This is a genomic window from Streptomyces yaizuensis (assembly GCF_034961445.1).
Taxonomy (GTDB): domain Bacteria; phylum Actinomycetota; class Actinomycetes; order Streptomycetales; family Streptomycetaceae; genus Streptomyces; species Streptomyces yaizuensis.
Window position 1 is genome coordinate 676,981 of the sequence record NZ_BSBI01000001.1, and the last position, 25,463, is coordinate 702,443.

The window sequence follows — 25,463 nt, forward strand, 5'->3', positions numbered from 1 at the left end:
GCCCGCCGGGCGCGTGACGCATGCTCGTACGCCCCGGTGGTGCCGGTGTGGTGCGGTACTGGACGCCGGGCCGCCGGCGCCGTGCCGCAGTGCCCGGGTCCCATGTCCGCCGTGGGCCGCCGGGTCGTGTCGTCGGCGTTCCGTCTGCGCGCTGTGCTCCGGCACCGCATTTCCGTTGGGTCTGGCGGGCCGGGTGGGGGTGCCCCCGTCGTCCGCCGTGCGGGCGTACGCGCCGGCCTGTGCTGGGTCCGGTCTCCGGGCGCACGACGCTGCTGTGCAGGCACTCCCCGGGCACGGGCGTCGGCGCGGTCGCGGTACGCGGCGGCGGTGCGGCGTCCCGGTGTCGGGGGCGCGTACGCCGTGGGCCGCCAGGTCGTGTCGTCGGCGTCTGTGCCCCGGCCCCGTAGTCCTGTTGGGTGTGGCGGGCCGGGTGGGGGTGTCCTCGTCCTCCGTCGTGCGGGCGTACGCGCCGGCCCGTGCCGGGTCCGGTCTCCGGGCGCACGACGCCGCTGCGAAGACACTCCCCGGACACGGACACGGACACGGGCGCGGACACGGACACGGGCGCGGTACGTGGTGACGCCGGCCGCTCCGATGGCGTTCTCACGGCCTCACCTCCCTGAGGACCAGCGCGTCCGGGTCCCCCGGCGACAGCAGCGCGAGCCGGGCCGGCCGGATGCCCCGGAAGACGAGGACCAGCCGCCCCTTCGGCAGCGGCCGGGTATCGGTGATGTCCGGATTGAGCCGGAGCAGCCGGGCCAGGGGGATGCCGTGCCGGGCGGCGACGGAGGTCAGGGTCTCGCCGCCGTCGGCGGTGACCCGGTACGTCCGTTCCTCGTACCGCGCGAACCGCCCCGGCACATCCGCGGGTGGGGCCGCCGCGGAACCGGCCGGCGCCGCGCCGTCCGGCGTCCCCGAGAACGCGTCCACGTCGACGTACTCCACCCCCGGTACCGTGTGCGCGGTCGCCAGGACGTCCGAGAGCCGGGCGGGCGCCCCCAGTTCCCGTTCTCCGGCGCCGAAGCGGCGCAGCAGTGCCTGCCGCAGCGCCGGCTCCACCACCGCCCAGGTGTGGCCGGCCGCCACCTTCACCCGCGCGGCGAGCCGCAGCCGTACCGGTTCGCGCACCGCCACCAGGACCGGCAGATCCAGGTCGCCGTGGCGGGCGAGCGCCGCCCGCAGGGTCCGAAGCGCCGCGGAGTCCTCGCCGACGGGGACGTCGTCCACGCCGGCGACCGTCAGATGCAGCACCCGCCGCCGCCCGTCGGACAGTTCACGGGCGGACGCCCGGCCGATCCCGGCGCGGGAGCGCGCGAAGTCCTCGTAGTCGGCCACGGACACCAGCCGGTCCAGCGCCGACACCGCGAGCGGGATCCGCCGCCGCAGCGACGTCGGCCCGTCCGGGTCCGCGCCGCCGGTCGCGGGCAGCGGATTGGTGACCGACACGACGCCCAGCGGCCGGGTCACCGTCTGCGTGACCCGGCCGGCGGCGACATTGCCCGCCGCCCCGGTGCCGAAGCGGTAGCGGGCACGGACGTTCTCGTGCCCGGTGGGCAGCCGGGCCCCCGCCACCCCGTCGCCGAACGTCACCGTCGTCCGCCCGTCGGCGCCGGTCCCCGTCACGAACACCCGGTCCCGGGGGCCGCGCCCGGAGAGGCTGTCCACCTCGTGCCACAGCAGCCCGTCGACCCGCACTTCCAGCGACGCCGCCGCCCCCGCCGCGCTGTCGGCGGGCAGCCAGGTCAGCGGCGACTGCCACAGTGCGAACGACTGCCCGGGGCGGCTCGCGTCGCCGCTGCCGATCGGTTCGTCCCGGCTCTCCCCGTGCGACGCGGCGACCACGTTGCCCAGGATCCGCACCGCTGTCCGCCGGTAGCGGTACCGCAGATCGGCGGTGAGGGTGAGCACGGTGTGCGGCGGGCCGCCCGGGGAGAGGGAATCCGGGCGGTGCTCCACCGCCGCGATCACCGCCCGCTCGGCGGCGGTCGCCCCCGCCGGCCCCGGGACGTCCGTGCGCTCACCCGTGAACAGCAGCTCCCGGCCCGGCCGCAGCCCCTCGTGCCACCCCGCCAGCTCGACCTCGTTGCCGTGGACCTCGTCGCCCAGCGGCTCGCCCGCCGGGCGCAGCGCCGTACCACCCGCGTGCACGGTCGTCTCCCGGATCGTGGAGAGCAGCACGTCGTGCTCGTCGAGCCAGGGATCGGCGAGCGTCAGCTCGGTGCCCCGCCCGGTGATCCCGAAATCCGTGTACACGGCGGTGCGCACCCCCGTCACCCGGGTGGTGACCAGGGCCAGTTCCCGGCTGCCGGGGATGCCGCCCGCCGCGCCCTTGGTGGGGCGCTCGATCGCCACCCAGCCGCCGACGGTGATCTCCGGATGGACCGCGTCCAACGCCAGCACCCGGCGCTCGGCGGCGGCCGGTACCGTGGCCACGCCGATCTCGACGGCCGGCGGCTCGCCCGCCGTCGTGAACCGGACATCCACCTCGAAGCCGCCGTGCGTCACCCGGTACCGGTCCCCGGGCGTCAGCCGCCAGGTCAGCGGCTCACCGCTGACGACGGCCACCTCGACGCTCCCGTCGTCGGCGGGCCGCGACACCAGCAGCGTCACCGCGGGCAGCGCGCCGGAGAACCGTACGGTCACCCCCGGCTCCCGGGAGTCCCCGGAGCGCGTCCCCAGCCAGTCGAGCCCCAGCTCGGGAGCGGTGCCCGCGTCGAGGGCCACCCGGCCGGGACCGAGCGCGAAGTCGGTCCGGGACGGCAGCTGTTCCGAACGCTGCGCCGAGGCACCGCGTTCGACGTGCTGGAACTCCGCCCGCACCGGGACACGCCCGGCGGTGTCGAACACCACCCGTGTCGACGTCAGCGTGGCGGCCCCCAGCGGCCAGTCCGTCTGCTGGACCACCCGGCCCCGCTCGTCCTGGACCGGCCGCAGCGGGGCCGTCGCCCCGAACGGGGCCGCCGTCACCGGCAGCGCCCGCACCTCCCGCAGCAGCGGCGCCTGCCCCGGGTCCCCGGACACGGCCCGCAGGGCGGGCAGCCGGTCCCGCAGGCCGCGCACCGCGTCACCGCCGCCGCTTTCGGCACGTTCGTCGTCGGCGCGGGAGGGATCGAGTTCAGCCACCCGCTCCCGCAGCTCCGCGAACACCGCCTCCAGCTGCTCGAACCAGGCGGCCACCGGTGGATGGGCCGCCGTCAGCGCCTGCGCCTCGGACGACCGCTCCTGCGGCCCCGCCAGCCGGGCGTCGAACGCGGCCGGTGTGCCGATCGCGCCGAGACCGGCCCGCAGCGGCGCCAGCACCTGGTCGTCGAAGGTGTCGATGTACCTGCTCACCGGGCGCGGATTGGGGTTGTCCACGGTGGGCTCCCCGTCCTCCGTCTCCCGGGGGTCCTCGGTGATCCACCGGCGCACCTCCGCGAGCAGCTCCCGCAGCGACGGCGGCGGCGCCTCGGGCAGCCCGATCGCCGTCACCCCGTCCTCGCGGTCCACCCGCAGCCGGGCCACCGGCAGCAGCAGCCGCTGCCCCCGCGAACCGTCCCCGAAGACGAACAGCACCCGGTCGCCGACCCGCACACCGGTGTCCGTGCCGCCGACCTCGATCCACGAACGGCCGCGCACCTCGCGGGCGGTCAGCCGGTCCGGCCGGCGCAGCCGCACCGGCAGCACGTTCCACGCGGCCCGCGCCGTCAGCTCCGCGTCGGTCTCGAAGGTCTGTGGCTCCTCGCCCGGCGCCGCCGGCACGCTCGCAGCGCGCGCCCCGCGCGGGATCACCACCGGGGCGTCCTCGTCCGCCGGATCGCGATCCAGCGCGTACGCGAGCCAGGTGTCCGCCGACAGACCGGGGCGCGGCCGGTACCCCACCAGCCGTCCCAGCAGCTCCAGCGAGCGCCGCTCCTTCGCCGTCCGCAGATACCCCTCGTCGGCGATCCGCTCCGCGTGGAACGTGAGCAGGTCGCCGACCACCGCCCAGGCGTCCAGCAGCGCGATCGCCGGGTCCTCGGGGGTGCGGACGGTCAGCCGCTCCAGCGCCGGGTACGCGGGGGACGCCAGCCGGTCCACCATCGCCGCCAGGAACGACCCGTGGGTGCCGACGCGGTACTCCAGCGCCGTACGCCCCGGCGGGTTGTACAGGCCCGCGGGCGCCCGGCTCTCGTCGTGCCCGCCACCACCGCCGTCGCAGCCGCAGCCGCCACCGTCGCAACCGCCGTCGCAGCCGTAGCCGGGGTCGCGGCCCTCCTCGGTGAACCCGCTCATCGGGCACCTCCGCTCAGCTCGATCGACAGGCGGCCGTTCCCGGGCCGATCCGGGTCGTTGTCGCACCGCGCGACCTCCAGCGGGCCGATCCGCAGCACACCCGACGCGAGCGCCGCCCCGCCCCGGGGCTCCGGCTCGAAGAGCCGCGCCAGCCGGGTCACCCGGACATCCACCACGCCCCGCACCGCCGCGGCGACCGCCACCAGCCGGCTCAGCCGCACCGGCTCCCCGAACTCCAGCGCGTCCGGGTGGAAGAACCCGATCCGCCCACCGGGCAGCCGCCCGGCGCCCAGCAGCCGGTACAGCTCGGCGAGGATCCGCCCGTGCTGGTGCCCCGGCGCCGCGCACACCGACAGCGCCACGTCCAGCGGCACGCTCCGGGCCGGAGCGACCACCACCTCGTGGCCGATCCTGCGGTACCGCTCCAGCGCGTACGCCACCGCGTCCAGCAGCCGGGCCGGCGGATCGGCGGTGCCCGCCGCGTCCACCGCGACATGCGCCTCCCGCGCCGAACCGGTCCAGCGCAGTTCGGCCGCGGCCCGCCGCACCCCCGGCACCCGCCCGGCCAGCTTCGCGTAGTCCGCCGCGGTGACCGCCCGCAGCCGGGTCCGCCGGGGCTCCAGCGGGGCCGCCCGGCGCACCGCGTCCAGGGTCTCCGGCTCCGTACCGCCCACCGCGGGCAGCGGATTGCGCACCGCCGACACTGGCGGCGGACCGCACTCCCCGCGCTGTACGTGCTGTGGGTCCGTCCGGCACACCACCAGGTGCGTGATGGACTCGGCGCCCACGTTCCCCGCCGTGCCGCCGCCGATCCGGTACCGCAGCTCCAGCCGCGACCCGGGCGCCGGGCGTGCCCCGTACCGCCCGTCCCCGAACCGCAGCGCCAGCCGCCCGTCGTCCGTCAGCTCCCCGACCAGGTGCGCGTCGCGCGGCCCGGAGTCCAGCAGATCCCGCCGGGGCGTCCAGCGAGGGCCGCCGTCCGCGGAGACGGCCGTCACCGCCGGCAGCGCCTCCCGCGGATCCTGTCCCACGGCCGCCGCCGCCGGACCACGCAGCACCGGATCGTCCGGATCCAGCCCGGCCGCGTACCGCGCGCCCCAGCTCCGCTCGATCTCCCAGGCCACCGACGCGTCCAGGACCGTGCCCGCCAGCGCCCGCGCCCGCAGCACTTCCAGCCGACGTGTTCCGGCCGCCAGCAGCCGCCCGGAGCGGTGCAGCAACTCCCGCAGCGCCCGCACCGGATGCCGCCGCAGCCCGATCCGCTCCAGCAGCCCCAGACCGAACAGGACCGCCAGCTCCTCGATCTCCTCCTCCGCCAACCCGTCGCCGTCCCGGGCACTGCGCCACAGCTCCACCAGCCGCTCCCGGACCCGTCCCGGGATCCCCGCCAGCCGCTCGGCCTGCCCCGCCGCCACATCACCCGGCCGGGGGAACGGCACCGCCTGCACCACCGGGAAACGCGCCAGCACGGGCCGCAGCCGGGGCGCGATCCCCGGATACACCGACTGCGCCAGCAGCGTCCGTACCCGCTCGGCCTGCTCGTACGCGGTCCCCGGCAGCACCCGCTCGACATCCGGGGCGACCAGTTCCAGCCGCAGGCCGGAACGTACCACCGCCTCCTCGCCCACCGCCGCGAACAACTCCCGCAGCTGCGGCCCGGTCAGCAGCCGCCCGCTCTCCGTCTGCGCGATCCGGGCCGCGAGCAGCGCGCCCGGGGCGTTCCCCCGGTCCTCACCGGGGCAGCCGGGACCACAGGGGTCGCAGGAGCCCGGTACGGCGGGTTCCGGCGGCACGGGCACGGTTTCCGGCCCGCCGCAGCAGAACGTCAGCGAACGGCCGTGGTCCACCAGGACGACATTGCCCCGGGCCACGCTCACGTCCGGCACCGGCTCGCAGCGCGGGCCGCCCCGTACGGCGAGGACCACGGGGAAACGCAGCGCGTCCGCCCGCGCCCAGGCCACCTCCAGCACCGGCTGCCCGCAGAGAGCGTCGACGGCCGGGGTGACCGACGTGAGCCGGACGGCCTGCCGGTGCGCCGGGTCCGCGTCGCCGGGCGTCCCTGACCGCGCCCCCCTGACCTCCTCGATCAGCAGCAGGTCGCCCGGCGTCAGCCGCAGCGCCCGCTCCTCGCACGCCTCGTCCGCCCAGGCGTCCCGCAGGGTCGCCGCCGTGGCGCCCCGGGGCAGCGCGCAGACCTCCTCGCCCCAGGTCCAGAAGGAGATCGTGTTGTGCGCGGGCCACAGCGCCGGCTCTTCGGCCGCGACCGGCTCGAAGACCTCCACCGGGCCGCGCTCCGCCAGCGCCCCCAGCTCCCGGTCGTCCACCACGGTCCCGGGCTCGGACACCTCCCGCGCGAACGGGCCCCCCGCGCCGACCGGATCGACGGCGGCGAACCGGAACGACCCCGCCGCCAGCGTCACCGCCCGCTCCACCGCGACGGTGACGAACGCCCGCGCGTTCACCCCGTCGTGCATCGGATAGTCCACGAGCCGCGCGTGGCGGCGGACCGAGACCCTGCGGCGCGCGGTGTCGAGATACGCCTCCGTGGCCACCGCGTCCTGCTGATAGGAGATCAGATCCCCGGTGTGCGCCAGCAGATCCACCAGCGTGACACCCAGATCCGCGGGGTTGCGCTCGACCCAGCCGGGCGCGGTGAGCGCCAGCCGCTCCAGCAGCAGGGTGCGCAGGGTGTCGAAATCGCGCGCCGTGTAGTCCACGACCGGTGCGCCGCCGCCGTCCGGTCCGTGTCCGCTGTCCGCCGCACATCCGCCGCCGGATCCGCAGCCGTCGTCCGGCGCACACCCGCATTCGTCGACCGGCCCGCAGTCGAACGGGGACGGACACTCCGCGGAGAAGACGAAGCCCGCCGCGAAGTACCGCTGGTCGAACCCGGGGAACGGCGCCTCACCCGGCCGCCCGTACGGATCCGTCTCCACCACGGAGAGCCGGTAACGGGAGGTGTCCCCGGTCCGGTCGAGGGTGACCACCAGCCGGTCGTCCAGCTCCGGGTCCTCCTCCCGCTCGACGGCCACCTCCACCGCCCGCAGCCCGGTGATCCGCCGGCCGCCGTCGATCCGGACATGCTCCGGACCCAGCCCCTCCGGGGCCTTGCCCAGGAAGGTGACCACCAGCGTCAGCCCGTCGTCCCCGGCCTCGACCGTGTCGACGCCGTTCAGGGCGGCCTCCCGGACCCGCCCGCGCCTGACGTCCGTACGGCACACCGGCCCGCCGTGCGCCGTGTCCGCGCCGCTCATGCCGGCCCCCTCCCCGCGAACGACTCGTCCCGGCGGGTGCCGGTGGCGCGCACGGTGTAGCTCAGCCGCACCCGCACGGTGTTCTCCTCGGCCCCCGAACTCTCCACATCCAGCTCCGCCACCTCGATCAGCTCCCCCAGCCAGCGCTGGAGCGCCGCCAGCACCGACAGCTCCACCGCCGACGCCAGCTCCGGGCTGCCCGGCGCGAAGACCAGGTCGAGCAGGCCGCAGCCGAAGTCCGGCAGCATCACCCGCTCCCCGGGCGCGGTGAACAGCAACTGTTCGATCAGATCCCGCACATGCTCGTCGTAGGCGGCCCCGGCGGTACGGCCCCGGCGGTCGATCCGGAACGGGAAGGCGATGTCCGTACGCCGCGTCCTCACCGGCCCGTCACCCCCCGGCCCGCGACGGCCGTCACCACCGGCAGCCCCTGCGGAACCAGCGCGGCGCTGTAGCAGAGCCCCGCCGTGCGCTCCCGCACCACCGGGGAACCGCCACTCCGCACCCCGCCGGCCTCCGGCGTCCAGCGGACCGACACACAAGGCTGCGGCACCCCGCCCACGGTGTGCGGACAGCCGCTCACCGCGAGCACGTCGCCGGCGGTCAGAACCGGCCGTCCGTCGACCCGCACCGCCGCCGACGCCCAGGCGGCCGGGACGGCCACCGCACGGCCGCCGTGCGGGCAGGCGATCGCCGTACCACTGGTCACCACGTTTCCGGACACCCTGTCACTCCCGTTCATGAGGAACCCGGCACGATCAGACGGCCGTTGTTGATGTCGACCTCGTCACCGGAGAGCACCACCGAGGCGCCCCGGCCGTTGGAGATGGTCACGCCCCGCTCGTCGATCTGCACATACGCGCCGCCCGGGGCGCGCAGCAGGATCCCCGTACCGCCCGGCAGGTCCGACAGCACCAGCTTGTGACCCCCCGGCGTCTCGACCACCACCGGATGCGAACCGGGAACCTCGGCCCGTGCGTCGGACGGCAGTTCGGCCACCGACCCGTACCAGCTGCCCGTCCACACGGGGAAACTGGGATCGCCCTGCTCGAACTCGATCCAGACCCCGGAGCCGATCTCGGGGACCACGTACTGCCCGGAGCCCCGCCCGGTGAACGGCAGACACGGCAGCGCCCACGTGGACGTCTCCCGGCCCAGGACGTCCGGCACCTCCGCCGTGATCCTGCCGAGCCCCAGCGGGTCCCTGTTGTCCGTCACCCGGCCGCGGAACTTGCCGAGGAAGCGGTTGTTCGCCGGTGCCATGCCCAGTGTTCTCCTGACGTGTCCGTGTGCGTCCGTGCGCTTCCGTCTGCTAGGGACGTACGGTCGTGCTCCGCGCGATCAGGCCCTCGCGGGAGAGGGTGAAGTTCTGCTGGTACGAACCGGGGCGCAGATTGTGCGTCACGGACTTGACGTAGTAGTCGCCGTCGTAGGTCACCCCGGAGCCCCGCACACCCACCAGCTCCCGGGGCCGCAGCACATAGCCGTGCCGGGCCACGTCCAGCGACCCCGACCCCGAGATGGCGTCCGCCGAGGTCGCCGCCCGCGCCAGCGCCTCCGCCTGGGCCTGCCCCAGCTCCTTCTTCGCGGTGCCGGAGAGCGTCCGGCGCTTCAGCGCGGGCGTGGCGCGGCGGCCCAGCGGCGGGCGCAGCGGCCCGATGTCCGGCTGCGGCAGCAGCCGCGCGTCCCGCGTGAGCGGGTCCTGTACGCGCGCCTGCGGCTCCTCCCGGGCGGTGCCGTCGTACGCGAACGTCAGCTGGTCCACGGTGGAGTTGCTGTCCATGTTGACGTTGAGCGCGTGCTGCCGCAGGCCCAGCCGCAGCTCCGGCCCCCAGAAGGCGGTGGAGTGCCCCGGGACCGGGCCGGGCACGAGATAGAAGGTGTAGCCGTTCGCACGGGCCAGGTCGTTGACGTACTGGAGGTCCGTACCGGTGCGGCAGTCCACGCGCAGCCGCTCCCGGGGCGGCTGCGGCACCTGCTCGCGGATGATGTGCGTACGGATGCCGTAGCCGGCGTACCGGGCGAGGATCCGCTCGACCCGCTGCGACGGCGCGAGGCTCGGGTAGCGCTCCGCCCGCTCCTCCAGATCCATCAGCAGCGTCAGATCCTCGCCGGTGACCGTCAGCGTGGTCTGCCCGGGGCGGTTGCTGGCGCCCACCTCCTGGCGCACGATCAGCCCGTCCAGCAGAACGGTCGTCGTGCCCCGCACCGTGATCGTGACGATCACCCTGCTCTTCGGGTCGAAGTACCCCTCCGGCAGCAGCCGCGTCGCGATCAGCCCCCTCTTGGTGAGGTCGAACGCCAGCTGGAAGCCGCCGCGTTCCCCGGCGGTGCTGGTGATCTGCGCGGACAGCAGCGCCTCCATCACCTCCGGGGAAACCTGCCGCACCAGCCGCGCGCCCATGTGCAGGGTGAGATGGACGGGCCCCGCCCCGATCGGCTCATCCGGCATGGAACCCGCCCGGCCCCGGCACCCGGATCTGCCGGCCCGGCTCGCCGGTCAGCTCCCCGGGGTCGAGCACCGGGTTGGCGTCGGCGATCCGCCACCACTGCCCGGGATCCCCGAGATACCGCTGCCCCAGATGGTCGACCCGCTCGCCCTCCCGCACCGTGTGCCCGGCCTCCTCGCCGTCGTCCGCCTCCAGCGGCGGCAGCAACCGCCGCCGCAGATAGCGCACCGGGGTCCCGTCGGGCAGGACGTGCACCCCGATCCCCGTCTCGTGGTACCGGCTGCTCCGCGGATACGGATGCGCCCCCGGAACCGTGTCCAGCGCGCTCTCGTACGGCTCGATCATGCCCGCAACCCCCTTCCCAGCCCCAACTCCGCGAGCCGCCCGCCCCGCACGGCGGCGGCCAGCCGCTCCTTCTGCGCCAGATGCGCCATGTACAGATCCGCCCCCCGGTGCCCGGCCGGCAGGTCGCTCACCGTCAGCACCTTCATGCCGATGCTCAGCGACGCCCGGATCGGGTTCAGCTGGATGTCGAACGCGGATTCGTTGATGGACAGCTCGGTCAGCCGCACCGGCATCACGCGCTTGCTGCCCCAGGTGAACACGGTCAGGGGCATCTCGATCGGGCTGATCTCGATGCTCCCCTTCTTGGTGAGCCGGGTCGCCTCCCGCAGCTGCGCCGTCGTCGGCTGCACCAGCATCTCCAGCACCGCGAGCTGCGGATGGATCCCGTCCGGCGCCGGCACCTCGAACTGGTCGGTGGCGTCGATCTCGGCGGTGAACTTCCAGCTCTCCTGCGCGGGCCCCTTGAGCCGCAACGCCTCGTTCCGATCCCCACTCCCGGCGCCACCGCCCCCTCCGCCGCCGGCACCGGAGTCGGCGCTGTCGCCGGCGGACTGGGGGGAGAGGGAGCGCTCCAGGGTGTCGGGGTTGAACTGGAGGACGATGACGCGGGTGGGGGTGCCGGAGTCGGGGTCGAGGACGACGATGCCGGAGCGGATGGGGCGGGGGATGTCGGCGTAGCGGGTCATGACTCCTATGCCTGTTCAGGTACTGAAAGGTTGGAGACGATTTTCTAACGCAAGCGTTCAGCGAAGAGCTCTTGGAGCGGAGCGTAGGCGAGTCCAGGGAAGATCCGTGGAAAAACTTGAAGCATTGTCTGAATATTCCTCCTAACATAACTGAACTGTGATTCGCGAAGCGGGGCTTCAGTGAAGAGGTAATGCCATCCGAAAGTCCCTTTGGTGACAAGTAGATTTTCCATGTAGGCGGCATAGTCAATTCTCATCCTGTAAGTTCCAAGGGAGACGTCCGTGATCCAGATCTCCGGAGCTGAAGAATCTTCCCCCATGCGCATGGACGCCATAATTCCAGCTCCAGTTTCGGGTGTGTCATCGATGACTCGGAAGTGTGAGTGGAGTCGCTGGAGATCCTTGGGGGCTTCTTTCCAGGAGATGTGAGGAGGTGGAGCCGTGACAGCGAAGAGGAGTGGTTTTACGTGAAACTCGCCGGACAGCTTTACTGTGGACTCCTGGAGTGACCATTGGGCCGCTACTTCTTCGAATCTGAAGAGTACTTCACGGGTTCCTGCGGGGAATCTTGCATTGCAAAGCGCTCCAATCACTTGGAGCATTTCGGATGCGCTGCCGAAGTCCTCGTTTACGGGACTGCATCGCAGCACTTCACACTCAATTGAGGGATGTTTCGATAGGGATTCGAGTGTCATTTTGATTCTTCTTTCAAATTCCATCAGATTTGTCATTCCGTGATCCCTAGATTTCGATCGACGGGTCGTGAAGTAGCCTTGATGTGACAGTGATGAAGTCGGGAAGTTTTGGCGCCCCGCGCTTCTTTGTGGTTTCGTATATGGTTAGCTTTTTGACCGCATCGGCCTTGCTGCCGAATGGTCCAAGCTCTTTGATCTTCCGGCCGAAGCTGTCCGTTGTCCCTAGTGCGATCGCAATTTTTTCGGCCGAGTCTCTAGTCAGGTTGGTGACACCTTTGGGGATTAGGGATGGAAGGCTGATGATTCCTGAGTCTGCGGTGCGGCTGGGGGACTCAGGCTTCTCCTCCCATTTTCTGATTGAATTAACGAAGTATCCACCCCATTTGGAGACGATTCTTTTGGGGAGATATTCATGCCAAAGCAAGGTTCCGGGTGGCTGGAACTCAACCTTCATCTGGTACCAGATGATCTCTTCCTTGCTTGGGTCCTTTCTGGCCTTGTCCGCATCGTCCTCCACGTCCCGGAGGAATTGGTTATTGATTGCCAGAGGGGCTGGTACGAGGTTTGATCCGGTGGCGAGCCCGCCAATTCGATCTGGTAGCAAATGCATTCTCAGCCAATATTCTGGAGGGCCGGAGTGCTTGCCGATTTTGATTTCCTCCCAGCCTTTTGGGTTTCCCTTCTTGGCGAGGTGTGATGGTTCGCCTCGCCGAGTACTTTCCTTGATGTAGTGAGCCTTGCTGTTTTTCGGCGCCAGCTCCCTGTCGGCGAAGGCAGGGAAGATGGTCGCAGGGAGGGGAGGTTTTCCCTCCCCGTAAATTCGATTCGAAAAATTGTCCGCGAGAGAGTCGAGTCTGGCCTGCAGGTCCCGGAAATCCAGTTGCCATTTGGCAGGAACTGCGCTCCTCGGGACTCTCCTCGGGAGTCTCCTCTGGATGATTTTAACTTGCCTATAATCGTCCCATGCTGCCCGGTGGAAGCTGCTCTGTTGTTCCTTCTTTTTGGAATCCTGCATTTCGTTGATTTCGATTTTCCAGAATCGGAGGAATTGTGGGGCGTCAATGACAGAGCTGTGTACGTTGAGTTCTGCTCCCCCACCCCGCCCGCTGAACTTCAAGGTATGCAGTACACCGGGAGTGTCACGGAAGCGTGTCGAAGGAAGGTTGAGGTCGCGCGTTTTCTCCCGGCGCCTTCTCCTCTCGTCTTCCCGGCGGTGATCCCGCCGCATCCGTTCCCGCATCCGGCGCCACTTGTCCCTCAGCCGCCGGGCCAGATTCCTGAGTCGGTCGCGCAGTGCGCGTGCCTTGCCGCGGAGGGCGCGGATCGCGCGGCGGACCTTGGCCAGGGCCGCTTTGACGGCCTGGCGGGCGCGGTTCAGAGCGCGGGTGCGGGGTTTGGGGCGAGGGGACTCCTTGGTGCCGGGGTGTTTGTCGTCGCGGTCGGGGCGGCGGGAGGCGGGGCGGGAGTCTTTGGGCTTGGCCGGTTCCGGGCGGCGCCCGGTCGGTTTGCCCGGCTCGGGGCGCTTCGGGGTGGGGCGGCGGTCCGGTTTGGCCGGGGGCCCCAGGCTGCGGGACGCGTTGGTCAGCCCCCGGCCCGCCGTATTGACGTAGCGGCCGTCCCGGCGGCGCTCCTCGTCGTCCCGCTTCTCCTTGGCGGGTGCGGGCTTCGGTGTCGGCTTGCGCCCCGGGGTCGGTGCCGGCGCGGGGCGGTCGTCCTTCTTGGCCGGCTGCCCGGGCCGGGGGGCCGGGTCGTCCTTCGGGTCCTTGCGGGGCTCGGGCCTCTTCGGGTCGGGGGTCCGGTCCTTGGGGTCCGTCCCCTTGCCGCCGAGCCGCGCGGCACGGTCCCTCAGGGCCTGCCCCACCTTCCCGAGGTACTTGCCGACGCCGCTGACCAACCACTGGTAGATCAGCTCCAGCAGCGCGACCACACCCGAGGCCACGGCCTTCGCGAACAGCAGGGCCGCGTTCCCTCCCTTGACGGCCTTGAGGAAGGACATGAATGCCCCGAACGCCCGCAGGATCGCCCCCAACGCCTCGTACGCGGTCTTGAGGGCGTCGATGATGGCCATGACCCAGCCGGCCCCGGGAATCAGCTTCGCGACCACCTTGGTCACGATCAGCTCGCCGATGATCAGGGGAAGTTGGGGAAGCGCCTCGTCCCAGGCCATCTGGGCCATCTCCTCCTTGGACACCCCTCCCTTGATCAATCGCTGGAACATGTCCATCGGAATCCCGATGAGCTGCTGGAGCTTCTGGTTGAACCACTCCCGGACCGCTGCCTTGATCTCGGTGAACAGATGTTGACGAGCGCCGGTCACCGCCGCGTCCTTCGCCTTGACCAGCCAGCCGCCGGGGTCGCTCAGGATGTCGGTGGCGATGTCGGCCCACTCGCCCAGCCCTTTGAGGATCGCCGCACCGATCTCCAGCGACTTGACCGTCACGGTCTCCGCGATGTCGACCGCGAGCAGCAGGCCGCCCTCCATCAGGTCCAGACCGGCGAGGAGCATTCCGCCGAGCCCGTCGATGAGGGTTCCCGCGACCTTCTTGAGCTTGTCCGCCGCCTGGTTGACCTTTCGCACGGCGGCGTCGCGGTAGCCGTTGATGGTCCTGCGCCACTTGTCCCGGAGCGCGGGATAGTCCTTGAGCAGTTCGTCGCCGAGCCGGATCAGCATGTCGGCGAATTCGTTGATCTGCTCGATGACCCACTTGCGGGCTGTGTCGATGAGGGCGAAGACCTGCTTCTTGAACTCCTCGATGACACCCTTGACCAGGTTGCGGGCCCTCTCGAAGACATCCTTGATGGCCTTCTTCAGTTTGTTGAACTGCTCCTTGATCCAGTTCAGGCCCTTCTCGAACCAGTTCCCGGAGTCCTTCTTGCCGTCGTCCCGCTTCTGTACGACTTCCTGTTCCGAGCTGGTGCGCTTGTCGTCGATCTTCTTCTGATCTTCCTTGGTGCGTTTGTCGACGTCCTGGTCGGTCTTCTCCTGTTTATCCGTGATGTCCTTGCGGACCTTGGTGAACTGCTTGCTCTTCTTTCCGTCGGCTGCGGCGAGCTTGTCGTCCTGCTCCTTACGCCAACCACCGCGGGAGCGGACGATCTCGGCACGGCCACGGTCCCGGGCGTCGGCCTGTTCCTTGGTGTTGGCGGTGACCTCCCGCCGGACGCTCTGCTCATGGGTGCGGCGGTCCTGCCGGGCCTTGGTCTCCTTCGCACGGCGCACGGTCGCCATGCTCTGCCGGGCGCGTCCGAAGGCCTGCTTGATCTGCGGGCCCTGCTCGTGCTCCGCCACCGCGGAGACGGCTTCCAGTGGCAGGCCCGCGCCCGGTGCCCCGGCGGGCCGTGTGCCCGGACCGGCCTGTCGCTTACCGCCGCTCACCTTCGCGGTCAGCGTCTCCCTGGGCACGTCCGGATAGATCTGATCCTCGCCCATGGGCCGGGCCGCGTCGTCGCGCCCCGCGGTGTGGAGTTCGGCACTCCTGTCGTCGAGGAGCCGAGCCTGCTGGTCGGTGCGCTGGGGGTCCGAGTCCTCCGTGAGCGGGAGTTTGGGCGCGTCACCGACCTTCGCCCCCTGCAGCCCCTTGTCCGTGGTGGGCAGCCCGCTGATGGAATTCGTCAGCTTGTCCAGGGGCAGGAGTTTGGACAGCAGTTTCCGTGCGAGCGCCCCACCTACCGCGATGGTGATGTCCCACCAGCCCGGTTCCTTCATCCGGCCGCCGGGGAGATCTCCGCTCGGGGTTTTCTCGCCGGTGATCTCGGGTGTCCTGCCCTGTGCCGCCTGGGTTTCCCCGACCTGCTCCGAGGTGTACGTCCCCGGAGCGTCCGGCCGGGGGCCGCCGCGCACCGTCGTGGGCGAACCCACCGGCCGCTCCATGGCGGGAGGTGCCGCCTGCAACGCCCCGCGTTCCTTGCCTGCTGTCGTGCCGACCGCCGTATCGACGCCTTTGAGGGTCGTCAGCGCCAGATGGGGCGGGAGACCGGCTGCCGCCGCGAGCCCGGCCTCGGGCGGGACACCGGCGACGTTCGGGGCCGCCGCCTTCTTGGGTGCTGCCGTCGGCCGTCCACCCGCGCCGCCCCCTGCGGTGGGCCGCCCACCGGTCCTGGCCCGTGGCGGGGCCTTGGCCTTCACAGGGCGGTCGTCATCGACCCGCGCCCGCTCGTGGCGTGGTGGACCCTCCGACCGCGGAGCTGCGGGGACGACCTCACGGGCAGGGGGAACGACACTGGTGTCGCCGCCTGAAGGCGCGCGCGGCGCGGACGCACGGGCAGGGGTCACCGAAGCAATCGGTTTGGCCGGCGCCTGGGTCCGCGTACCGCCGGCGGGACTGCCGCCTCCGGCACCGCCACCACCCGGGGCCGCACCGGTCGCCTGGCCCCGGGCGTCCTCGTCCGCCCTGGCCAGCTTTCCCGGGGCGCTTGCGCCGCCGGTCGCCTCGTTCCCGGTCGGCTCCGCACCGGACGGGGAACCGGCGCGGCGGGTCTCGGAGGCCAGGTCCCGGTCCTGCGCCTCCCCGGACCGGGCGTCCTCGTCCGTTTCCCGGTCGCCCGTCGCCACCTGAGGCGGTGCGGACCGATCCGCAGCGTCGCTCCCGGGGTCCGGTCCGACCTCTTGGTCCAAGGGGCGGTCGGTGGCCAGACCACCGTCCGGTTCCGGATCGGTCCTCTCCGTCTCGCTGTCGGCCTCCTCCAGCGAGGATGCCAGCTCCTCGGCCTCCTCGGCCTGCATGCGGGGCGGCGATGGTGGTGTCGCCCTGCTCCGCCCCGCTTCCTGGTCCGTTCCCGGCGCGGAAGCGGCCGGTGTCGAGGCATCGAGCGTACTCGGGGGAAGGGACGAAGCGGCCTCGGGAGCGGGCTCGACGGCCTCTTCCTCGCCCAGCAACCCCTCCAGTTCGGCCAGGGCTTCTGCGACACCGCTCTCCTCAAGGCCCAGCGGCTCGTCCTCCGGGCCCGAAACAGGCGGTGCTGGGTCCGTGGCCGGGGGCCCGGCCCGGGTGTCGTCCTGCTCGGCCGCACTCCGGTCGACCGGTCCCGGCCGGACCGAGCCGGTCCGGCGCACGGCCGTGCCCGCCTGCCGAACGGCCTCCTGCTGGGGTTCGGCGGTGTCGGCCGCCTCCTTCCGCTCGCCCTCCTGCTCCTGGCCGGTGGCGGTCTTCCCGTCCTGTGCGCTGCCCTTCTCCTCCGCCGCCTGTGCGGGCTCCTCCCGCTCCAGGGGTTTCGCCTCCGCTGCCCCTGCGGCGGAGGCGGTCGACTCCCGCGTGGCGCCCGTGCTTCCCTGTGCCGAGGCCCCGCCGGAGCCTGACCGTCCCGGCTCTCCCGCCGCCCCGCCGGATCCCTCGGCCGTCCGCGGATCGACCGCGGGGCGGCGCCGGGCCGCCGCGACGCGCTCGTCCTCGACCCGTTCCGCGTTCTCCAGCCGTGCCCGCCAGGCGGCTTCGTCGCTCTCGTGTTCCCGCTCGATCTCCTCAAGGGCGTCGGGCAGCGCGTGCGGGGTCGTCGATGCCTCGAACGGCAGGGAGTCCGGGTCGGTTTCCTCCGCCAGCCGCACCAGCCGGTCGTGCTCCGGGGCCGGCAGCCTGATCTCCAGCCGGTCCAGCACCAGATCCTGGAGATCGGGGGACATCCGCCCCAGGTGGAGCCGTACCCGGCCCGATGAATCGGTGGGGTCGCCGCGCAACGACCGCAGGACATCGTTCGCGAGCCGGTCCACCAGCGTCGCCGGATCCACCGCCTCCAGGCGGGCCCGGTCCGCGTCCACCGTCGCGTAGCGGAGCCAGCCCGGAGTGGCGTGGCCCGGTTCCACCGACGTCGACGCCCCGGGGGCGTCCTGCTCGGTCAGCGCGCGGGCCGTCGATTCCGCCTCGCGTTCGACGGGCTGGTGGGCGAGGCTCACCGCGCCCGGGTCGCGGCCCGCGCGGAGGGTGCCCAGGCCGTCCGGGTTCTGGAGGGTGTGCAGGAGTTCATGGGCGAGGAGACGGTGGCCGGCGGCGGTGCCGGGGACGTAGGCGCCCTCGCGGAAGAGGATGTCCTGGCCCACGGCGACCGCGTCCGCGCCGAGGAGGGCGGTCAGGGCGCCCGCGTCGCGGTCCGTGTGCAGGCGGACCCGGCCCAGGTCGTGGCCGAGGCGTTCCTCCAGGTCGCGGCGGACGCCCGGGTCGAGGGGCTGGCCCGCGCCCGACACGATGCGGCGGGGCTCCGGGAGCGCGGCACGGGACGGGCGCTTCTTCCCGCGGGCCCGGTCGGGGGCGCGGCCGTCCTGCGCGGGGGAGTGCGTGGTCACAGCGGTTCACCCCCGCCCGAGAGACCGGTGTGCACCGCACGCGCCAGGGCCTCGCCGAGGCGGGTCGCCGAGACGGTCGCCGGCAGCCGCGGCAGCCCGCCCAGCGCGGCGAGGGCCCGGTCGCCCCCGGCGGCGAGCGGCACGCCCCCGGCCCGTACCAGCCGGGTCAGCTCCGTGTGGAACGCGGCGGACACCCGCTCCGGGTCCACCCCGTCGAACCCGGTCAGGACCAGCTCGCCGATGTCCACCCGTACCGTACGGGCCGCCTCGTTCAGACCCATCCGTGCACCTCCGACGGTGTCAGGGAGCGGTCCAGCTTGAGATATTCGGTCCGCGCGGCCGCCAGCAGATGCCGCATCCCGAGCCGGTCCCCCTCCTCGGCGGCGAGGAACGCGCCGGAGAGCGCGATATTGCGGATCGAACCGCCCGCTACCGTCAGCCGGGCCAGCAGGGCGCAGTCGACGTCCTTCAGCGGCGCCCGCGCGGGCAGCACCCGCCGCCAGATCTCGGCGCGTTCGCTCTCGCCGGGGAAGGGGAAGTCGACGACGAAACGGATCCGCCGCAGGAACGCGCTGTCCAGCGCCTGCTTCATATTGGTCGTCAGCACCGCGAGACCCCGGTACGCCTCCATCCGCATCAGCAGATAGCTGACCTCCAGATTCGCGTACCGGTCATGGCTGTCCTTGACCTCGCTGCGCTTGCCGAACAGGGCGTCGGCCTCGTCGAACAGGAGCAGCGCCCCGCCGCGTTCGGCCGCGTCGAAGACCCGCCGCAGGTTCTTCTCGGTCTCCCCGATGTACTTGCTGACCACCTGCGAGAGATCGACGACGAAGAGATCGAGCCCCAGTTCCCGCGCCATCACCTCGGCGGCGAGGGTCTTGCCCGTGCCCGAGCCGCCGGCGAAGAGCGCGGTGACGCCCAGACCGCTGCGCAGCGTCGCCGCGAAGCCCCACTCCTCGTGGACGGTCGGGCGCTGCCGCACATGGGCGACGATCTCGCGCAGGGTCCGCACCTGCCGCTCCGGCAGGACGAGGTCGTCCCAGCCGGCCCGGGGCTCCACCCGGCGGCCCAGCTCGTCCATGCCCACCCGCGCCTCGGCGAGCCCGGCCCGCCAGGCGGCGGTGGCCGCGCCGGGGCCGCCGGACGGGTCGCGGGCGGCGGCCGCCCCCGCCGAGCGGATCAGATGCGGCGGCAGGGAGAACTGCGCGGCCAGGGAGCGCAGATCGCCGGCGGAGACCTGGGGCATCCCGGCGAACGCCGCCGCCCACAGCTCCCGCTGCTCGTCCTCGTCCAGGACGGGCACGGTCACCCGCTCGCCGCGCGGGTGCTCGGTGCGCCGGGGGCCGGCGCCGGAGACGGCCAGGGGCACGGCCGCGCTCTCGATGAACGCCTCGGTGGCGGCGGCCCGTTCCCGGTCCGGGTCGCCGACCTCCAGCAGCAGCGCGGCGGGCAGCAGCACCGCCTCCCGCTGCCAGAGCCGGGCCAGCCGGTCGCGGTCCGCGGGGTCGGCGGGGATGTCGTCGGCGGCCATCGTGTACAGGCCCAATCCGCTCCGCCTCGCGGCCTCGGCCGCGATGTCGGCCCGGGACCGGGGGTCCCCGCCGACCAGTTCCACCCGGAGCGGGGCGTACGGGGCCGGGGCCGACCACCCCGCCGCCACCCGGTCCGCCGCCTTCCCGTACGACGGGGGCAGGGACTCCGGTACGGGGGTACGGCGCAGCATCCCGTGCAGCCGCGCGTCCAGATAGGGCGAGTCCAGCAGGAAGTGGAGGATGCGTTCGTCCAGCCGGAGCCGGGAGGTCGTCAGCGGGGACTCGTCGGCCGGTTCGACCAGCCGCCAGCGGCGCAGCGGCGCGACCGGGGTCAGCGCGCTCCAGTGGGGTTCCCCGAGGGCGGCGAGCGCCAGCGAGAAGGTCGGGTACGCGCGGCCCGGGTCGCCGCTCGCCGCCGCGCACCGGGCGGCCGTCGTCGGGTCCAGTTCGACGGCGGCGCACAACAGGACGACCTCCCGCTCGAACCGGGTGAGCCCGAAGCAGTCGGCGAGCGCCGTCAGCGCCGCGGGAGGGGGAGGGAGAGGGGGAGCCGGCGGCGACGGCACAGAGGGATCCGGTGTTCCGCCCGAACGAGAATCAGAAACGAAGTCAGAAACGGAGCCACAAACGGAATCAGAAACGGAATCAGAACGCGAAACAGGAACGGGATCCGGGCCGGGCACCCCGGGCGTGGCCCGCTCCGCGTGCGCGTCCACCCGGGCCAGCACCTCCGCCACCGCCGCCGCCAGCGCCCGCGCCCCCTCGTCCGCACCCCCCGTCCCCCGCACGCGCCTCAGCCCTTCCCGCTGTCCGGCCCGGTGGACCTCGGTGACGTACGGGAGGAACGGGCCCGGCGGCCCGCCGGCTTCCGCGCGGGCACCCGCCGCTGGGGTGACTCCTCCGCGGCCGTCGCCGCCCCCTCCGGAGGCTGGGGCTCGGCGGGCGGGTCCTCACCGGCGCCCGGCGGCTCCGGGGCCCCCGGCGCACCGAACGGAAGCGCCCGTACCGTCCGTTCGTGGACCGGCACCCCCGGCGCGGGCAGCTCCCGGCCCTCGATGAGGACCAGCGTGGCCTGATACGCGACGGAGAGCGTGTAGGGCGTCTGATGGAGCATTCCCCAGAGCTTGGACGTCTCGTCGATGTCCATCACCGTGGGCGTGAACCGGACCCGCTGCGGCGAGAGGGCGAGATCGCTGCCCGCCAGATGCGGGCGCTCCGCCGCCCGTTCGATCACGTCCCGGGGGAGGACGGGGATCTCGTGCAGCGTCCGCACCACGCTCCCCAGGAGCCGCTGGCCCACCAGTTCCGCCTCCTCCCCGTAGGCGCTGATCAGGTAGTGCAGGTCCAGCGGCGCCGCGGGGCGCTTGAGCAGGGTGCCGTCCGACGCCCGCGTGGGCAGGTCGTGATGGCGCATCGAGGGGTTCGGGGCGACCTGGTAGAGGAAGACGTTGACGGTGGGTTCGACCGGCGGGTCCGCGGGCGGCCTGCGGGTGACGACCTTGACGGCGATGTCCGTCTCGGGGCCGATGTTGCTCTCGATCAGCAGCGCGAGGGCCTGGGTGACGGTCGCGATGGCGAGGGAGTTGCTCACCTCCTCACTCCTCCTTTCCGCGGGCGAGATAGCGTTCGAGGCTCACGGCCGGGGCCCGGCGTCCGGCCGGAGTGGGCCGGGCGCCGGCGGGCGACGCGGCGGGCGGCGGGGCCGCGCTCACTTCCAGCCGGCCGATTTCCACCCGCACCACCCGCTCGGGCACGGGCGGTCTCGGCACCCGGCGGCCGACGCCGGGGAGCGCCGCCGCCCGCACACCCCGTTCCCCGGCTCCCGGGGCGCGGGCCACGGCCGGTGGACGCACGGGAGTGGCGGGTGCGTCCGGTGCGGCGACCGGGTGGTGCGCCGGGCCCGCCGCCGGGGCGGGCGGACGCCGGTCCGCGGTGCGGCGGCGCCCCCCGGACGGCCGGGGTCCCGGCGCCACCGGCGGCACCGGACCCGGCCGCGGCCCCGCGTCCCGTGCCGGGGCCGGCGGGAGCCCCTCCGGCGCGGACGGCCCGGGAACGGACCGGACGACGGACTTCCGCTCGGGTGGCGAACCGGGCGCGGGCCGTGGCGGGACCTCCCGTACGGGTACGGGCGCGGGCGCCGTCGGCAGCAGCGGCGCGGGCTCCCCGGGCTCGGGCGGAGCGCTCCGTACCGCCTCCACCCGTTCGAACGGACCGGGCAGCCGGGGCCGTGCCAGGGGCGTCCCGGGCGCCGGGCCGTCGGGCGCGTACCGGGCGAGCAGCCGGTCGAAGTGGTCAGACATCAGCGCACAGCTCCAGGTAGTAGCGCCGCCGCAGCGGGCTGAGCGCCAGGATCTCCGGCTCGCTCCACCCGTAGGCGGTGGCGAGGAGATGGACGTCGAGCAGCAGGTCCCGTGCCCAGTGGTCCACCTCGGTCCAGAGGAAGGAGGCGATGTCCAGCTCGGCGGGAGTGCTCGCGGAGCACTCGGGGCAGCGGACGTCCAGGGTCGTCGCCGCCGCCGGGTCGGCCTCCTCGGCGGCCCGCGCGATCCGCCGCCGTACCGTGTCGGGCAGCAGCCGCGCCAGCCCTGCCGCCGGGACGGGCGTCCCGTCGTGCGCCGCCGTGACCGCGCAGCGCTCCAGCAGCCGTTCGCGGGCCGTCTCCCGGTCGGGCGCGGAGGCCGCCGCCAGGACGTCGGCGACGGTGGGCAGCCGGAACTCCACGCTCCAGGTGCCCTCCGTCACCCGCAGCGGCCCCTCGGGTACGGGGGTGTCCGCGCCCGGCGGGGCGGCGTCGAGGTCAAACTCCATCTCCTCGCCGCACCCCGCGCACGCCACCCGGATCTGCATCCGCTCGCCGAAGAGCGCACGGCGCAGGGCGTACAGGTCGGCCTCGCGCTCCCCGGCGGTCAGCGCGAGCAGTTCGCCCTCGCCCGCCGCGGGCCGGGCGGCCCGGTGGAGCAGCCGGGAGCGGTCCCCGGCGGGCCGGGCGAGCCCGGCCTCCCAGACGGCCAGCAGCTCGGCGGGTCCCGTCGCTGTCATCGCTCACCCCCCTGTCCGTACGTGGCGCCGTTCAGGCCGGGTGGGTGAACGAGGGCTCGGTGGGCTCCTCCGTCTCGTAGTCGCGTTCCCAGCCCTCGCACTCCAGCTTGACGCTCTGGATGGCGACGGCGTTGGCGTTGGCGTCCAGCTCGCCGAGGACCTGGTACTCGCTCACCCAGGCCCGGTAGAGCTTGTGGGAGACCGCCACCTGGCCGGCCTCGTTGAGCACCTGGATGACGATGTCCTTGCGGAAGTCGCGCAGCGAGACCTCCGCGCCGAGCCCCGCCCCGACCTGCCAGACCTTGTTGGCCCAGCGGTCGAACTCCGGGTCGTGGGTGACCCCGCGTTCGAGTGTCACCCCTTCGAATTCCGAGCGGCCCGGGGATTTCCGGGGGGAACTGGGGTCGCCGCCGTGGCGGTGCTTGACGACCTCGGTGGTCCGCTTCAAGGGACTGATCTTGCTGATGCCCGCGACCGTCCGACCGTCCCACAGAACCAGGAACTTGAAATTCTTGTACGGGTCGAATCGGTGGGCGTTGACCTGGAACTCAGCCATCGGTGTCCATGTCCTTAGAGGTCCTGGGAAGTCCTGGGAAGTTCTGGAGTTCGGGGAAGTCCTCGGTGGCTACCGGTGGTTCCCGCCGTGTGCGCCGGGGCGCTCCGGATCGTCAGAGGGCGAGGTCACCGGCGATCTGCTGAATCTTCACGATCACGAACTCGGCGGGCTTCACCGGGGCGAAACCGATCACCACATTCACGATTCCGCGTTCGATGTCGGACGGGGTCGTGGTGTCCTTGTCGCACTTGACGAAGTACGCCTCGCGGGGCGTGGTGCCCTTGAACGCGCCCTGCCGGAAGAGATCGTTGAGATAGGCGGAGGCGTTGAGCCGGATCTGCTGCCAGAGCTGTTCCCCGTTGGGTTCGAAGACCACCCAGCGCAGCCCCCGGTACACGCTCTCCTCGATGTGCAGCGCGAGCCGGCGGACCGGCACCCAGCGCCACTCGCCGTCCAGCGCGTCCGCGCCGGCCAGGGTGCGCGTGCCCCACACCAGGGGGCCCGCGACCGGGAAGGCCCGCAGGCAGTTCAGGCCCAGCGGGTTGAGCAGCCCGTTCTCCCGGTCGGTGAGGGGCACGGCGAGCGAGTGCGTGCCCGCGAGCCGGGCGTCGGTCCCGGCCGGGGCCTTCCACACCCCGCGTTCGCCGTCGGTCCGGGCGATGACCCCGGCGATGGCGCCGGAGGGCGGGAAGGAGCCCAGCCGTCCGGTGAGCGGGTCGGTGAGCCGCAGCTGCGGGAAGTAGATCGCGGCATGATCGCTGCGTACGGGGTCGAAGGCGCCGATCCCGGCCCGGGCCGCGTCCACGCTCGTCCAGGCCGCCGGGGCGTCCACCAGCTGGAAGATCCGCTGGTCCCGGCAGAGCCTGTCGGCGGCCGAGATCACGGTGACCATGTCCTCGGTGGAGTCGTAGCCCGCGAGTTCGGGCAGGGAGAGCAGATTGACGTCGGGCACGTCGCGCAGGGCCTGGATGCCGGTCTTCTCCGCCTCGCTGCCGATGAGGTCGCGCGGGCCCGGGGCCTCGCCGTCGCGGCCGCCGCTCAGCGGGAAGACCGGCGGGTTGACGGAGGTCTCCAGGCCGAGGTCGTTGGCGGCCTCGCCGATGAACCGCACCACGTCGCCGGGGTCGGTGGAGCCGGCGACGACCTGGAGGCGGCGGCCGAAGGGGATGACCCTGACCCCGGCGTAGGTGTGCTTGCCGGGGGCGTCGGGCAGGGCCCGCAGCTTCCGTTCGAGCAGCAGGGCGAGCCCGGTGACATCGGTCGGAGCCTCGCCGTCCGCGCCGGGCCGGTACAGGGTGAACTCCCGCTCCACCGCACCGATCTTGACCTGGAGGTCCACGGCGAGGTCCGGCAGCCGGTCGGCGAAGGGCCGGGAGACGGTCCCGGAGGGGTCCGGCCGGTCCTCGGCCAGCGCCTTCGCCCGGACCAGCGCGGATCCGGCGTTCACGACGCCCTCGACGAAACGGTCGTGGCCGCGGTCCATGGAGAGCCCGGTGAACGCCTCGCGGGCACCCGAACGCGGGTCCAGGACCTGGAGGTTGAAGGTCGCGTCGGGCGCGGGCGTGTCCTGGTCGACGACGACCCGCAGCCCCGACCCCCAGCCGCCCGGCTCCTTGGCCCGGATCTCCAGAACGGGACAGGCGCTGTGCCCCTCGGTGGACTCCAGGGCGACGCACGCCTCCTCGCCGGTGCCCGCCCGGGCCACCCGGACGACGACCGCCACGCCGCCGCCGTTGCCGAAGAACTGGTGCACGGCGTGACCGACGGGGGCGCCGGCGGTCAGTCCGCCGAAACGGCGCTCGAATTCGGCGAAACCGGTGATGCGCACGGGCTGATTGAGCGGACCACGGCGGGTGTGCCCCACGAACGCGGTCACCGACGTGGTGACCGGGGCGATGGTCCGGACGGTGCTGGGAAGCTCTTCGATGTAAACGCCGGGATGGCCCATGTGCACAGGCATTCCCCCTCCATTCCCTTCGCGCACCAGGAGAGTTGGGGAGGGGAGGTGAAGAGAGTGCGTCCAGCCGTCGCACGAAAAATGTGCGTGACTCGGCGGTGCTCGCCGTCTTTCCCCCGTCGCACACCCCGTGCGATATCGGTATCGCCGGGCCTTCGGCATACGCGTGTGCAGTGGATCCCGGTGCCTGCGTGCCCCTCGGAGTCTTGTTCTCGCCACGGTCCAGGGTCAAGAGGTTGTTTCGGTCAGCCCATTGATCATTTTTCCGATGGGCATATGGAGGGCGTCCGGTCAGGTCAGAGAGATATCACGCGGTAATGGCGGCGGGATATTCACCGGGACTTCACGGTGATGGGCGGGAAAACTCGACGGTCCCCGCGCCGGCCACCCGTCACCGCCGGAAAAAAGGCCCGCGCGCCGG

The 25,463-nt window shown here is 72.7% G+C and carries 17 protein-coding genes; all 17 read right to left on the reverse strand.

From position 1 onward, the window contains the following. Positions 1 to 603: 603 nt before the first annotated feature. The 17 genes from SYYSPA8_RS02500 to SYYSPA8_RS02580 all read right to left on the reverse strand — a co-directional run bounded on the left by SYYSPA8_RS02500 (position 604) and on the right by SYYSPA8_RS02580 (position 25,045). Positions 604 to 4,254: a putative baseplate assembly protein gene (locus SYYSPA8_RS02500; protein ID WP_323445217.1), complete on the reverse strand. Its 3,651-nt coding sequence runs from the start codon at positions 4,252 to 4,254 to the stop codon at positions 604 to 606. Beyond that, positions 4,251 to 7,508, reverse strand: a complete 3,258-nt coding sequence (locus tag SYYSPA8_RS02505) for a putative baseplate assembly protein (RefSeq protein ID WP_323445218.1) — start codon at positions 7,506 to 7,508, stop codon at positions 4,251 to 4,253. Before SYYSPA8_RS02505 ends, SYYSPA8_RS02500 begins: the two co-directional genes overlap by 4 nt. Beyond that, entirely contained in the window at positions 7,505 to 7,891 is a 387-nt protein-coding gene (locus SYYSPA8_RS02510; protein ID WP_323445219.1) for a GPW/gp25 family protein, read from the reverse strand. The genes SYYSPA8_RS02505 and SYYSPA8_RS02510 overlap by 4 nt, the downstream gene beginning before the upstream one ends. Beyond that, entirely contained in the window at positions 7,888 to 8,232 is a 345-nt protein-coding gene (locus tag SYYSPA8_RS02515) for a hypothetical protein (RefSeq protein ID WP_323445220.1), read from the reverse strand. Before SYYSPA8_RS02515 ends, SYYSPA8_RS02510 begins: the two co-directional genes overlap by 4 nt. Positions 8,233 to 8,246: 14 nt before the next feature. After that, the gene (locus SYYSPA8_RS02520) at positions 8,247 to 8,771 is read right to left on the reverse strand and encodes a phage baseplate assembly protein V (protein ID WP_323445221.1); all 525 of its coding nucleotides are present in this window, start codon (positions 8,769 to 8,771) and stop codon (positions 8,247 to 8,249) included. A gap of 49 nt (positions 8,772 to 8,820) precedes the next feature. Continuing rightward, on the reverse strand, positions 8,821 to 9,960 hold the full coding sequence (locus SYYSPA8_RS02525; RefSeq protein WP_323445222.1) for a hypothetical protein: 1,140 nt from the start codon (positions 9,958 to 9,960) through the stop codon (positions 8,821 to 8,823). Further along, entirely contained in the window at positions 9,950 to 10,303 is a 354-nt protein-coding gene (locus SYYSPA8_RS02530; RefSeq protein ID WP_323445223.1) for a hypothetical protein, read from the reverse strand. The genes SYYSPA8_RS02525 and SYYSPA8_RS02530 overlap by 11 nt, the downstream gene beginning before the upstream one ends. Next, positions 10,300 to 10,989, reverse strand: a complete 690-nt coding sequence (locus SYYSPA8_RS02535; protein ID WP_323445224.1) for a hypothetical protein — start codon at positions 10,987 to 10,989, stop codon at positions 10,300 to 10,302. Before SYYSPA8_RS02535 ends, SYYSPA8_RS02530 begins: the two co-directional genes overlap by 4 nt. 44 nt (positions 10,990 to 11,033) lie before the next feature. After that, entirely contained in the window at positions 11,034 to 11,720 is a 687-nt protein-coding gene (locus SYYSPA8_RS02540) for a hypothetical protein (RefSeq protein WP_323445225.1), read from the reverse strand. 10 nt (positions 11,721 to 11,730) lie between these two features. Next, a complete protein-coding gene (locus SYYSPA8_RS02545) occupies positions 11,731 to 17,958 on the reverse strand; it encodes an eCIS core domain-containing protein (RefSeq protein WP_323445226.1) in 6,228 nt (2,075 codons plus the stop codon). Continuing rightward, complete coding sequence (locus SYYSPA8_RS02550) at positions 17,955 to 18,239, reverse strand: hypothetical protein (protein WP_323445227.1); 285 nt, start codon at positions 18,237 to 18,239, stop codon at positions 17,955 to 17,957. Before SYYSPA8_RS02550 ends, SYYSPA8_RS02545 begins: the two co-directional genes overlap by 4 nt. Then, entirely contained in the window at positions 18,230 to 20,056 is a 1,827-nt protein-coding gene (locus SYYSPA8_RS02555; RefSeq protein ID WP_323445228.1) for an ATP-binding protein, read from the reverse strand. Before SYYSPA8_RS02555 ends, SYYSPA8_RS02550 begins: the two co-directional genes overlap by 10 nt. 227 nt (positions 20,057 to 20,283) lie before the next feature. After that, complete coding sequence (locus SYYSPA8_RS02560) at positions 20,284 to 21,081, reverse strand: DUF4255 domain-containing protein (RefSeq protein WP_323445229.1); 798 nt, start codon at positions 21,079 to 21,081, stop codon at positions 20,284 to 20,286. Positions 21,082 to 21,085: 4 nt separating this feature from the next. Continuing rightward, positions 21,086 to 21,790: a hypothetical protein gene (locus SYYSPA8_RS02565; protein WP_323445230.1), complete on the reverse strand. Its 705-nt coding sequence runs from the start codon at positions 21,788 to 21,790 to the stop codon at positions 21,086 to 21,088. After that, positions 21,783 to 22,529 carry a T4 family baseplate hub assembly chaperone gene (locus SYYSPA8_RS02570; RefSeq protein WP_323445231.1) on the reverse strand — a complete coding sequence of 249 codons (747 nt, stop codon included), beginning with the start codon at positions 22,527 to 22,529 and terminating at the stop codon, positions 21,783 to 21,785. Before SYYSPA8_RS02570 ends, SYYSPA8_RS02565 begins: the two co-directional genes overlap by 8 nt. A 31-nt stretch (positions 22,530 to 22,560) precedes the next feature. Beyond that, positions 22,561 to 23,085: a phage tail protein gene (locus tag SYYSPA8_RS02575; protein WP_323445232.1), complete on the reverse strand. Its 525-nt coding sequence runs from the start codon at positions 23,083 to 23,085 to the stop codon at positions 22,561 to 22,563. A 112-nt stretch (positions 23,086 to 23,197) separates the two neighbouring features. Then, the gene (locus SYYSPA8_RS02580; protein WP_323445233.1) at positions 23,198 to 25,045 is read right to left on the reverse strand and encodes a phage tail sheath family protein; all 1,848 of its coding nucleotides are present in this window, start codon (positions 25,043 to 25,045) and stop codon (positions 23,198 to 23,200) included. Positions 25,046 to 25,463: the final 418 nt, after the last annotated feature.